At 67.1% G+C, this 12,089-nt stretch carries 9 protein-coding genes; 8 read left to right on the top strand and 1 reads right to left on the bottom strand.

Features of this window, described 5'->3' with window-relative positions:
* Window positions 1-23 precede the first annotated feature (23 nt).
* The 3 genes from ACE3RX_RS03235 to lldP all read left to right on the top strand — a co-directional run bounded on the left by ACE3RX_RS03235 (window position 24) and on the right by lldP (window position 5,978).
* Window positions 24-1,403: a LutB/LldF family L-lactate oxidation iron-sulfur protein gene (locus ACE3RX_RS03235; protein ID WP_374480300.1), complete on the top strand. Its 1,380-nt coding sequence runs from the start codon at window positions 24-26 to the stop codon at window positions 1,401-1,403.
* Window positions 1,404-1,481: 78 nt separating this feature from the next.
* Window positions 1,482-4,262, top strand: coding sequence for an FAD-binding and (Fe-S)-binding domain-containing protein (locus ACE3RX_RS03230; RefSeq protein WP_374480259.1), 2,781 nt, complete (start codon window positions 1,482-1,484; stop codon window positions 4,260-4,262).
* A 69-nt stretch (window positions 4,263-4,331) separates the two neighbouring features.
* Entirely contained in the window at window positions 4,332-5,978 is a 1,647-nt protein-coding gene (gene lldP, locus ACE3RX_RS03225; protein ID WP_374480257.1) for an L-lactate permease, read from the top strand.
* A 94-nt stretch (window positions 5,979-6,072) separates the two neighbouring features.
* Here lldP and ACE3RX_RS03220 read toward each other — a convergent pair whose 3' ends face one another.
* Window positions 6,073-6,711, bottom strand: coding sequence for a response regulator (locus ACE3RX_RS03220; protein ID WP_374480255.1), 639 nt, complete (start codon window positions 6,709-6,711; stop codon window positions 6,073-6,075).
* Between the two features lie 205 nt (window positions 6,712-6,916).
* On the opposite strand from ACE3RX_RS03220, the gene ACE3RX_RS03215 reads away from it, so the two are divergent.
* From ACE3RX_RS03215 to ACE3RX_RS03195, 5 genes are all read left to right on the top strand, one after another.
* A complete protein-coding gene (locus tag ACE3RX_RS03215) occupies window positions 6,917-8,785 on the top strand; it encodes a methanol/ethanol family PQQ-dependent dehydrogenase (RefSeq protein WP_374480253.1) in 1,869 nt (622 codons plus the stop codon).
* A 79-nt stretch (window positions 8,786-8,864) separates the two neighbouring features.
* Entirely contained in the window at window positions 8,865-9,443 is a 579-nt protein-coding gene (locus ACE3RX_RS03210) for a pentapeptide repeat-containing protein (RefSeq protein WP_374480251.1), read from the top strand.
* Between the two features lie 5 nt (window positions 9,444-9,448).
* Complete coding sequence (locus ACE3RX_RS03205) at window positions 9,449-9,940, top strand: c-type cytochrome (protein ID WP_374480249.1); 492 nt, start codon at window positions 9,449-9,451, stop codon at window positions 9,938-9,940.
* Window positions 9,941-10,012: 72 nt separating this feature from the next.
* The gene (locus tag ACE3RX_RS03200) at window positions 10,013-10,588 is read left to right on the top strand and encodes a transglutaminase family protein (protein WP_374480247.1); all 576 of its coding nucleotides are present in this window, start codon (window positions 10,013-10,015) and stop codon (window positions 10,586-10,588) included.
* Window positions 10,589-10,749: 161 nt separating this feature from the next.
* Window positions 10,750-12,072 carry a diguanylate cyclase domain-containing protein gene (locus tag ACE3RX_RS03195; RefSeq protein WP_374480245.1) on the top strand — a complete coding sequence of 441 codons (1,323 nt, stop codon included), beginning with the start codon at window positions 10,750-10,752 and terminating at the stop codon, window positions 12,070-12,072.
* Window positions 12,073-12,089: the final 17 nt, after the last annotated feature.

Raw genomic sequence — 12,089 nt, 5'->3', positions numbered from 1 at the left:
CCGCCCAAGCCCTGCGCGCGCGCATGCACGACGCGGTGAACGATGCGCACCTGCGCCAGAGCTTCCGCGGCGCGATGGACTTCCTGATGGCCAAGCGGGCCGCCCAGTTCCCGGACCAGGACGAGCTCGACTCCCTGCGCGCCCTGTCGGAAGGCATCCGCCAGTACAGCCTGTCCAAGCTGCCCGACCTGCTCGAACAGCTCGAAGCCAACCTGACCCGCAACGGCGTCAAGGTGCATTGGGCCGAGACGCCCGACGAAGCCAACGCCATCATGCTCGACATCGCGCGTCAGCATCAGGCCAAGCTGATCGTCAAGGGCAAGTCGATGGTCAGCGAGGAGATCGAGTTCAACCACGCGATGGAGGCCGCCGGCGTCGGCGCGCTGGAGTCGGACATGGGCGAGTACATCGTCCAGCTCGCCGGCGAAAAGCCGTCCCACATCATCATGCCGGCGATCCACCAGACCAAGCAGCAGATCGCCAAGCTGTTCGCCGAGAAGATTCCTGGCGTCGATTACACAGACAACGTGGACGCGCTGATCCGGATCGGCCGCAACGTGCTGCGCGACAAGTTCGAGAGCGCCGACATCGGTCTCTCCGGCGTGAATTTCGCGGTGGCCGAAACCGGCACCCTGTGCCTCGTCGAAAACGAAGGCAACGGTCGCATGTGCACCACGGTGCCCAAGGTGCACATCGCCATCACTGGCATCGAGAAAATCGTCGAGAAGCTGGAACACGTCGCCCCGCTGTACTCCATCCTCACCCGCTCGGCCACCGGCCAGGCAGTGTCCACCTACTTCAACATGATCTCCGGCCCGCGCAAGGCCGGCGACAAGGACGGCCCCGAGGAAGTGCATCTGGTGCTCCTCGACAACGGCCGCAGCCAGGCCTACGCCGACGAGCAGCTGCGCAAGACCCTGCAGTGCATCCGCTGCGGTGCCTGCATGAACCACTGCCCGGTTTACACCCGAATCGGCGGCCACGCCTACGGCACCACCTACCCCGGCCCGATCGGCAAGATCATTTCGCCGCACCTGATGGGCCTCGAACAGACCCACCTGCTGGCCACCGCCTCCAGCCTGTGTGGCGCCTGCGGCGAAGTCTGCCCGGTGAAGATCCCGATCCCCGAGCTGCTGATCCGCCTGCGTGGTGAAGCCAATAGCGCCCCCCACGCCAACCCGGCGATGGTCGGCCAGGGCGCCGCCTACGATCCGAAGATCAGCTTCGTCTGGCGGATGTGGGCCCGCCTCTACGCCCGTCCCGCCACCTACCGGGCCTTCAGCTGGCTGGCCACCCGCTTCCGGGCGCTGACGCCGCGCAAGCAAAGCGGCTGGACCGCGGCCCGTACCCCCCTTCAACCCGCAACACGAAGGCTGAGGGACATGGTCAAGGACCGACGCTAAGCCTGTCGCGCCGGGGCACGCCCCCGGCGCCTCAACCCACCCCGAATCGACAACATCCCTGCACTGGGAGGAGCCCCTGTGTCCGCTCTCATCGACGCCCTGCGCCTGCGGCTACCCGCCGACCGCGTAATTACCGACGAACTGCGCCGCCTTGCCTATGGCACCGACGGCAGCTTCTACCGCCTGATCCCGGAAGTGGTGGCGGTCGTCAATGACGAGGCCGAGGTGCGCGACGTGGTCGACCTGGCCCGCCAGCACGGCCACCCGGTCACCTTCCGCGCCGCCGGCACCAGCCTGTGCGGCCAGGCCGTCACCGACGGGGTGCTGGTGCTGCTCGGCGAGGGGCTGGCCACCTGCCGCATCGACGGCGACGGCGCCACCGTGCGCGTCGGCCCGGCCATCATCGGCGCCGAGGTGAACCGCCGCTTGGCCCCGCTGGGCCGCAAGATCGGCCCCGACCCCGCCTCGATCAACGCTGCCAAGATCGGCGGCATCGCCGCCAACAACAGCAGCGGCATGTGCTGCGGCACCGCCCAGAACAGCTACAACACCCTCGCCTCGGTGCGCGTGCTGCTCGCCGACGGCACCGTGCTGGACACCGGCGACGCCGCCAGCGTCGCCACCTTCAAGAGCACCCATGGCGGGCTGCTGGAGCGCCTCGCCACACTGTCCGCCGACGTGCGTGCCGACCATGCGCTGGCCGAGCGCATCCGCGCCAAGTACAAGATCAAGAACACCACCGGCTACAGCCTCAACGCGCTGGTGGATTTCAGCGACCCGGTGGACATCCTGGCCCACCTGATGATCGGCTCGGAAGGCACGCTGGGCTTCATCTCCCAGGTCACCTACAACACGGTGCCGGAGTACGCCCACAAGGCCAGCGCGCTGGCCTTCTTCCCGGACATGGAAACCGCCTGCCGGGCGGTAGCCGGCCTCAAGAACCAGCCGGTGGACGCGGTGGAGCTGCTCGACCGCGCCTCCCTGCGCTGCGTCGCCCACAAGCCGGGAATGCCGGCCCTGCTGAAGACCCTGGCCGACGGCGCCACCGCGCTGCTCATCGAGACCCGCGCGCCCAATGCCCTGGCCCTCGACGAGCGCATCGCCGCGGTCCTCGCCGAACTGAACCTCTACCCGCTGATCGAGAGCCCGGCCTTCACCACCGACCCGGCCGAGATCGAGCGCCTGTGGAACGTCCGCAAGGGCACCTTCCCGGCGGTCGGCGCGGTGCGCAAGCCCGGCACCACGGTCATCATCGAGGACGTGGCGGTTGCCGTGCCGGACCTCGCCGCCTGCTGCCTCGACCTGCAGCACCTGTTCGCCAAGCACGGCTACCACGAAGCGATCATCTTCGGCCACGCGCTGGAAGGCAACGTGCACTTCGTGTTCACCCAGGATTTCGGCATCGAGTCCGAGGTGGAACGCTACGCCGCCTTCATGGATGAGCTGTGCACCGTGCTGGTCACCAAGTACGACGCCTCCCTCAAGGCCGAGCACGGCACCGGCCGCAACATGGCCCCCTTCGTCGAGCTGGAATGGGGCACCAAGGCCTACGGGCTGATGAAGGAGATCAAGCAGCTCTTCGATCCGGAAGGCCTGCTCAACCCCGGCGTAATCATCAACGACGACGCCGAGGCCCACCTCAAGCACCTCAAGCCGATGCCCGCCGCCGGCCAGCTCTACGCCCCGGTGGACCGCTGCATCGAATGCGGCTTCTGCGAGCCCCAGTGCCCGTCCCACGGCCTGACCCTGTCGCCGCGCCAGCGCATCGTCGGCTGGCGCGAGCTGTCCCGCCGCCAGGCCGCCGGCGAAGCCTTCGGCCAGCTCGGCGACGACTACCTCTACATGGGCCTCGACACCTGCGCCACCTGCGGCCTGTGCTCCACGGCCTGCCCGGTCGGCATCGAGACCGGCGCCCTGACCCGCGCGGTACGCGGCGACCAGCTTTCAACGGTGGCCCGCCAGCTCGGCCACGTGGCGGCCAACCATTTCGGCGCCACCCAGGCCCTGGCCCGCACCGCCCTCAAGGCCGGCCACCTGGCCGAGGCGGTGATCGGCACCAAGGCGCTGTCGCGCCTCACCGGCGGCGCCTGGAAGGAAGGCATGCCCAAGCCGCAGCCGGCCGGCCGCGCCACCCGGACCGACGGCGACAAGGTGGTGTACTTCCCCACCTGCGCCGGCCGCATGTTCGGCGCCGACACGCCGGAACACGCCCTGTCCGCCACAGTCATCCGCGTGCTCGAACGGGCCGGCTACGCGCCCATCGTGCCCGACGACGTCAACAGCCTGTGCTGCGGCCAGTCCTTCGCCAGCAAGGGCCTCGCCGAAGATGCCGACCGCAAGTCGGCCCAACTGGAAGCCGCCCTGCTGAAGGCCAGTAACAACGGCGAATACCCGGTCATCCTCGACGCCAGCGCCTGCTCCCTGCGCATGAAGACCTTCCTGGCCGAGCGCCTGAAGGTGTACGACCTGGTGGAGTTCGCCCACGACGCGCTGCTGCCGCGCCTGATGCTGCACAAGAAGGCCGACCCGATCCTGGTGCACCTTAACTGCTCGGCCCGCCGCATGGGCTTCGAGGCCAAGCTCAAGCAGCTCGCCGGTGCCTGCGCCGACCAGGTCGTGCTGCCCGCCGAGGTGAAGTGCTGCGGCTTCGGCGGCGACCGCGGCTTCGTCGTGCCCGAACTCAACACTCACGCGCTGCGCAAGCTGCACGCCGACGTGCCGGCCGGCTGTTGCGGCGGCTATTCCAGCAACCAGACCTGCGAGATCGGCCTCACCGCCGCCACCGGCCTGCCTTACCGCTCCATCGTCCATCTGCTCGACGAATGCAGCGCCGAGGCCGCCCGCCTGGCGACCTGCTGACGCCTGCCCACCCCCGTTTTCACCACAGATAGAAACGACCAACCGCATTCATTAGAGGAGGAATACCGAATGCAACCCTGGATGCAGATATATGACCCGCTGGGCAACCTCTGGTTGTCCTCGCTGGTCGCCGCCTTGCCGATCATTTTCTTCTTCGTCGCGCTGGCCATCCTGCGCCTGAAGGGGCATATCGCCGGCACCGTCACCGTGATCATCGCGCTGGCCGTGGCGATCTTCTTCTACAAGATGCCGGTGCAGATGGCCCTGGCCTCGGCCGGCTACGGCTTCCTGTATGGCCTGTGGCCCATCGCGTGGATCATCATCGCCGCGGTATTCCTCTACAAGATCACCGTGAAGACCGGCCAGTTCGACATCATCCGTGCCTCGGTCGTGTCGATCACCGATGACCAGCGCCTGCAGATGCTGCTGGTCGGCTTCTCCTTCGGTGCCTTCCTGGAAGGTGCGGCCGGTTTCGGCGCTCCGGTGGCGATCACCGCCGCGCTGCTGGTCGGCCTGGGCTTCAACCCGCTGTACGCCGCCGGCCTGTGCCTGATCGCCAACACCGCTCCGGTGGCCTTCGGCGCGATGGGCATCCCCATCATCGTCAGCGGCCAGGTGACCGGCATCGACCCGTTCAAGATCGGCCAGATGGCCGGCCGCCAGCTCCCGCTGCTGTCGGTGATCGTGCCCTTCTGGCTGGTCGCCATGATGGACGGCTGGCGCGGCATCAAGGAAACCTGGCCGGCGATCATCGTGGCCGGCGGCTCCTTCGCCATTACCCAGTTCTTCACCGCCAACTACATCGGACCTGAGCTGCCGGACATCACCTCCGCGCTGGTCAGCCTGATCTCCCTGACGATCTTCCTGAAGAACTGGAAGCCGAAGAACATCTTCCGCTTCGACAAGCAGCACCACGCCGAACTGGGCGAGGACAAGCACTACAGCTTCGGTGAAATCGCCAAGGCCTGGTCCCCGTTCGTGATCCTGACCATCATGGTCACCATCTGGAGCCTCAAGCCCTTCAAGGCCATGTTCGCCAAGGACGGCGCCTTCTACGCCACGGTGCTGCAGTTCCCGGTGCCGATGCTCGACAAGCTGGTCATCAAGATGGAGCCGATCGTCACCAAGGCCACGCCCTACGCCGCGGTGTACAAGCTCGACCTGCTGTCCGCCACCGGCACCGCGATCTTCCTGGCCGCCATCATCTCGATGTTCGTGCTCGGCATGAAGTCCGGCGAGGCCGCCAAGACCCTGAAGGAAACCGTCATTGAACTGAAGCGCCCGATCTACTCCATCGGCATGGTGCTGGCGTTCGCCTTCATCGCCAACTACTCCGGCCTGTCCGCCACCCTGGCCCTGCTGCTGGCGGGTACCGGCGCGCTGTTCCCGTTCTTCGCACCGTTCCTCGGCTGGCTGGGCGTCTTCCTGACCGGTTCCGACACCTCGTCCAACGCGCTGTTCTGCTCGCTGCAGGCCACCACCGCCCACCAGGTCGGCGTCTCCGACACCCTGCTGGTGGCGGCCAACACCACCGGCGGCGTGACCGGCAAGATGATCTCGCCGCAGTCCATCGCCGTAGCCTGCGCGGCCGTCGGCCTGGTCGGCAAGGAATCGGACCTGTTCCGCTTCACCGTCAAGCACAGCCTGGCCTTCGCCACCATGGTCGGCATCATCACCACGCTGCAGGCCTACGTGTTCACATGGATGATCCCGTGATCGGCTGAAACCGCTTCAGAACGGGGAGATGCGTCCCCGGGGAGCCTCGACGGCGGCCGTGCAAACGGCCGCCGTTTTTTTATTGCGGCGGCCCTCAGCGCGGGGACAGCGTGACGAGGCCGAACCTCGCCGCCAGCTGGATCAACTTGAAGTCGTTGTCCACCTCCAGCTTCTGGCGGATCGCCGTCATGTGGTTGGAGACGGTCTTTTGGCTCAGGTGCAAGGTTTCGGCAACGCTGGCGGTCGGCTCGCCATTGACCACCATGCACAGCACGTCAAACTCCTTGGGAGTCAGGCGCGTCATCAGCGCATCCTCCTCGAGGGCGGCGCAGGCCAGCGCCTGGGCAACGTCCGTCGACAGGAAGCGCCTGCCGGCCGCCACCGCGCGGATCGCCTCCAGCATCTCATCCGGTTCGCTGCACTTGGTCACGTAGCCAAGCGCGCCGAGCCGGATGGCCTGGGTAACATAGCTCGGGTTGTCGTGCATCGAGATCACCAGCACCTTAAGCCCGCGCTCCCTGGCCAGCATCCGCCGAATCGCATCGAGCCCGCTGCTGCCGCGCAGATTCAGGTCCACCACAGCCAGCTCGATGCCGCCCGCGCTGAGGCAGGCATAGGCCTCGTCGGCGGAGGCAGCCTCCGCCACCACCCGCATGTCCCCCTCGGCATCGAGCAGACGCCGATAGCCGTTGCGGACCACCGCATGGTCTTCGACCAGCATGATTTGAATCATTTCACCCTCCTGACCCACCCATCATAGATGGGCGCAGCCGCTCACAGACCGCCGCCCCCTCACGTCGGGAAGAATTCCCGGTGCCGCGGGGAGCGCTTCCCACGACGGCATACGACCTCGAATTCCATACTCCGCCCGTCCTGGCTTCCGTCACAGGGAGACGGCCCAGGCATCGAACGACAACGAAGCGGAGACAAGAACCACCATGAAATCCCGACGCCTCAAACTCAAAGCCGGCCTGCTGGCCGTCGCCCTCTCCAGCGCCTTCGGCAGCGCCGCCCACGCGACGGGCACCACGGTGAGCTGGGACGACATCAAGAACGACGACAAGACGCCGGGCGATGTGCTGACTTACGGCCTCGGCCTGAAAGCCCAGCGCCACAGCCCGCTGAAAACCGTCAATGCGAAGAACGTCGCCGGCCTCGTGCCGGCCTGGAGCTTCTCCTTCGGCGGCGAGAAGCAGCGCGGCCAGGAAGGCCAGGCGCTGGTGCACGACGGCGTGGTTTACATCACCGCCTCGTACTCGCGGATCTACGCCATCGACGCCCGCAGCGGCAAGCGCCTGTGGGAATACGAAGCCCGTCTGCCGGAGGACATCCGCCCGTGCTGCGACGTGGTCAACCGCGGCGCGGCGCTTTACGGCGACAAGATCTTCTTTGGCACCCTCGACGCCGGCATCGTCGCCCTCAACAAGGACACCGGCAAGGTCGTGTGGAAGAAGAAGTGGGGTGACCACAAGGTCGGCTACACGATGACCGGCGCGCCCTTCGTCATCCAGGACCAGAAGAGCGGCAAGGTGCTGCTGGTGCACGGCTCGTCCGGCGACGAGTTCGGCGTAGTCGGCTGGCTGTTCGCCCGCGACCCGGATACCGGTGAGGAAGTGTGGGCCCGCCCGATGGTCGAAGGTCATATGGGCCGCCTCAACGGCAAGGACAGCACACCCACCGGCGACGCCAGCGCGCCGTCGTGGCCGAAGGACAAGGACGGCAAGCTCACCGAAGCCTGGGACCACGGCGGCGGCGCTCCGTGGCAGACCGCCAGCTTCGACATCGAGAAGAACATGGTCGTCGTCGGCACCGGCAACCCGGCCCCGTGGAACACCTGGAAGCGCACCCAGGAAGGCGACGATCCGCGCAACTGGCCAAGCCTGTTCACGTCCGGCCAGGCCTACGTGGATGCCAGCACCGGCGAGCTGAAGGGCTTCTTCCAGCACACCCCCAACGACGCCTGGGACTTCTCCGGCAACAACTCGGTGGTTCTCTTCGAATACAAGGACCCGAAGACCGGCAAGCTCGTCAAGGCCTCGGCCCACGCCGACCGCAACGGCTTCTTCTTCGTCACCGACCGGGAGAAGCTCACCAACGGCGCCGGCTACCCCAACAAGCCCACTTCGCTCATTGGCGCCTGGCCCTTCGTGGACGGCATCACCTGGGCCAAGGGATGGGATCTCGCCACCGGCAAGCCGATCGAGACCGGGAACCGACCGCCCGAGCCAAAGGCCGGCGCCGACAAGGGTGACAGCGTCTTCGTCTCGCCGCCCTTCCTGGGTGGCACCAACTGGATGCCCATGTCCTACAGCCCGAACACCGGCCTGTTCTACATCCCGGCCAACCACTGGGCGATGGACTACTGGACCGAGCACCTGACCTACAAGGCCGGCTCCGCCTACCTGGGCCAGGGCTTCCGCATCAAGCGCCTGTTCGACGACCACGTCGGCACCCTGCGCGCCCTCGACCCCAAGACCGGCAAGATCGCCTGGGAACACAAGGAGAAGTTCCCCCTGTGGGCCGGCACCCTGACCACCGCCGGCAACTTGTTGTTCACCGGCACCTCGGACGGCTTCATCAAGGCCTTCGACGCCAAGACGGGCAAGGAGCTGTGGAAGTTCCAGACCGGCTCCGGCATCGTCTCCGTGCCCATCACCTGGGAAATGGACGGCGAACAGTACGTGGGGATTGCCTCCGGCTACGGCGGCGCCGTGCCCCTGTGGGGCGGCGACATGGCCGAACTGACCAAGCAAGTCACCCAAGGCTCCTCGTTCTGGGCATTCAAGCTGCCCAAGATCGCGCGCTGACCCCGCCAGCGCCTTGCCCCGGGCCGGATCATCTCCGGCCCGGGCTTTTTCTTCGCTCGCTACCGCCGGGAATCCATCCATGCACAGCCATCCCCGTCTTCGCGCGGCGCTGCTCGCCGTCGCGACAGCCAGCCTCGCCGGCATCGTCCAGGCCAACGATCCGCCGGTCTTCAAGACCTGCGGCGCTTGGGCTCATGCCCGCTGCCAGGGGGCCGACCTGCGCCACGTCGACCTGTCCGGCCGCGACCTGGCCGGTACCGACTTCACCGGCGCCAACCTGGCCCGCGCCGACCTGCGCGGCGCCAACCTGGCCGGCGCGATCCTCGATGGCGCCGACCTGACCGGTGCCCGCCTGTCCAAGGCCAACGCCCCCGGCGCCTCCTTCCGCAACGCCAGGATGATCGGTGCCGACCTGGAGTTCGCCCGCATCATGCGCAGCGACTTCAGCGGTGCCGATCTCACCGCCGCCAATCTCGAAGCCGCCCGCGCCGCCTTCGCCTGGTTCGAGGGCGCCAGGCTCACCAACGCCAACCTGCAGGAAACCAAGTTCAGCACCACCAACTTCCGCGGCGCCAATCTGGAAGGGGCGCTGCTGCGCTACACGATCTTCCCCGACTCGTCCTTCGAGGGCTGCACCGGCTGCCCGACCGACTGGTGAACACCATGCCCAAGCTCACCCTCAGCGCCCGCCTCGTCGCCATCGGCCTCCTGCTCGGCGCAACCGTTGCCGGCGCCAACGAAGTGGCGGACACCCGCATCGTCGTGGATACCTCGACACTACCTGCCATCACTGGGGCGGCCGGCGACGCCAACCCCTACCGCGGCAATTCGCGCGCCGCCGACATCGGGCGCCAAGCCTTCAACCAGGCCTGCGCCCGCTGCCACGGCCCGGATGGCGACAACAAGGGCCAGGTCGGCCCCGACCTCCTGAAGCTCGACCGCGGCTGCTCGCGTATCGCCGACCCGGCCATCCGCGAGATGTGCATCGTCGACAATGACCAGTACTTCCTCAAGTCCGTGCAAGACGGCAAGACCCGCGTCGGCGTCGTCCATATGCCCGCCTGGAAGGACGTGCTCCCGCCCGCCGCGATCTGGACGATCCGCAGCTTCCTCGAAAGCCGTGCCCGTCCGGCAACTCCGGTACAGTCCCGCTGACCGCCTGCGACGTCGGGCCAGGCCATGCCGTCGGGATTGCTATACTGCCGTCCCCCAGCCTCCCCGACTACGATGCACGAATACCTCGCCGCCAGCCGCTACATTGACTTCGACCACCCGCAGGTCAGCGCCAAAGCCGCCGAACTTGCCAAAGGCACCAGCGACAAGACCGAGATCGCCCGCCGCTGCTTCGAGTTCGTGCGCGACCACATCCGCCACAGCTGGGACTACCGGCAGAATCCGGTGACCTGCCGCGCCTCCGACGTGCTGCTGCACGGTACCGGCTACTGCTACGCCAAGAGCCACCTGCTCGCGGCCCTGCTGCGCCCCAACAACATCCCCGCCGGCCTGTGCTACCAGCGCCTGTCGGTCGGCGACGCAAACAGCGCTCCCTACTGCCTGCACGGCCTCAACGCCGTGTATCTCGACGGCTTCGGCTGGTACCGCATCGACGCCCGCGGCAACAAGCCCGGTGTCGCTGCGGACTTCTGCCCGCCGACGGAAGTCCTCGCCTTCGCCCTCCGCGCGCCGCACGAATGCGATCTGCCGGGCATCCACGCCGAGCCGCTGCCGGTCGTGACCGCCACGCTGGAACGCTGCACCGACGTCGCTGAGGTCATCGCCAACCTGCCCGACATCACCCCTTGAGCGGCCGCGCCACATACCGCGCGTTACCGCTCACACAAACAAACGCTGCACCTCCGTGCCGAAAATCGCATTTTTGCTATTTCCAGCTTGCACGCCGCGGAACACCCCGGCAATCTACGTCCGAGCCGACACAGAATCGGCACGACTAGCCCCAACGCGAGATGGACACGAATCATCAAGACCGCCTGCTGCACAGCATAGATCTGCTCCTCGACGCAGTCTTTCTCGTCGATCCCAGCGGCCGTATCGTCTATGTGAACGCCGCCAGCGAGCGCATCCTCCAATACTCGCCACGCGAACTCATCGGCCACCTGCTGATCGACTTCGTCGCCCCCGAGGACCGCGACCGGACCTGCGAAGAGGCCGCCCGCGTGATGGCCGGCCATCCCCGCGTCGGCTTCGAGAACCGCTACGTGCGCAAGGACGGCAGCCGGGTGCACATCATGTGGTCGGCCCTGTGGTCGGACGCGGATCAGATGCGCATCGGCGTCGCCCGCGACGTCACCGAACAAAAGCGGGCCGAAGCCTTCCAGGCCGCCACCTACGCGATCGCCGATGCAGCCCTCAAGGCCGACGACCTGGACACGCTGTTCCCGCAGATCCACCGGATCATCGCCGAACGCATTCCACTGACCGGCGTCGCCGTTGCCACCAGCGACCGACAGAGCAAGCTGCTGAGCGTCCCCTACCAACAGGACCCGTTCGGCAGCGCCCTCCTCCTGGATGAACCCGTCGCCCAGCGCTATTGCAGTGATGTCATCGACAGCGGCCATCCGCTGCTCACCAGCGACCCGAAGCTGCTGCCTTCGGGCGCGGCCTCCACGGTAAACACCGCCTGGCTCTTCCTCCCGCTCGTCACCCGCCGGGACGCCATCGGCGCCCTGATTCTCAAAGCAGATGCGGGTACCTTCGATTCGCAAAAAGACCGGGAACTGCTCAACTTCGTCGCCACCCAGGTCGCCATCGCCGTCGAGCGCGGGCAACTGAAAGCCGAACTCATACGCGCAGCGCAGTACGATGAACTGACGGGTCTGCCCAACCGCCGCCTCTTTCATGAACGCCTGGACAGGGCACTGGCCCGCAGCCAGCGTCGCGGCGGCCAGATGGCGCTGCTGTACGTGGATATCGACGATTTCAAGAAGGTGAACGACACCCTCGGCCACGCCGCAGGCGATCTGCTGCTGCAGGAGATCGCCCGCCGCCTGGGTCGCTGCGTGCGCCAGGTGGACACCGTCGCCCGCCTCGGAGGCGACGAATTCGTGGTGATCCTCGAAGACATCCACGCCCCAGCGGACGCGGCCCAGGTGGCGGACAAGATCCGCCACAGCCTGGCCCGGGAGTTCCCCATCGACGGCCTGGCCCTGCACACGCAGGCCAGCATCGGCGTGGCGATCCACCCCGAAGACGGGCAGGACGCCGACACGCTGCTGAGGCACGCGGATACCGCCATGTACCTGGGCAAGGCGCTCGGGCGGCCACGCTGACCCGGCACGGGGCGCAG

It is taken from the genome of Zoogloea sp. (assembly GCF_041914405.1).
Taxonomy (GTDB): Bacteria; Pseudomonadota; Gammaproteobacteria; order Burkholderiales; family Rhodocyclaceae; genus Zoogloea.
Note: the sequence above shows the minus strand (reverse complement) of the source record. Positions and strands in the feature narration are given on the sequence as shown.

Excerpts from the sequence above, each read along its gene's own strand:
- ACE3RX_RS03205 (WP_374480249.1), top strand. The coding sequence starts at position 9,449 with ATGCCCAAGCTCACCCTCAGCGCCCGCCTCGTCGCCATCGGCCTCCTG.
- ACE3RX_RS03200 (WP_374480247.1), top strand. The coding sequence starts at position 10,013 with ATGCACGAATACCTCGCCGCCAGCCGCTACATTGACTTCGACCACCCG.
- ACE3RX_RS03220 (WP_374480255.1), bottom strand. The coding sequence starts at position 6,711 with ATGATTCAAATCATGCTGGTCGAAGACCATGCGGTGGTCCGCAACGGC.
- lldP (WP_374480257.1), top strand. The coding sequence starts at position 4,332 with ATGCAACCCTGGATGCAGATATATGACCCGCTGGGCAACCTCTGGTTG.
- ACE3RX_RS03195 (WP_374480245.1), top strand. The coding sequence starts at position 10,750 with ATGGACACGAATCATCAAGACCGCCTGCTGCACAGCATAGATCTGCTC.
- ACE3RX_RS03235 (WP_374480300.1), top strand. The coding sequence starts at position 24 with ATGCACGACGCGGTGAACGATGCGCACCTGCGCCAGAGCTTCCGCGGC.
- ACE3RX_RS03210 (WP_374480251.1), top strand. The coding sequence starts at position 8,865 with ATGCACAGCCATCCCCGTCTTCGCGCGGCGCTGCTCGCCGTCGCGACA.
- ACE3RX_RS03215 (WP_374480253.1), top strand. The coding sequence starts at position 6,917 with ATGAAATCCCGACGCCTCAAACTCAAAGCCGGCCTGCTGGCCGTCGCC.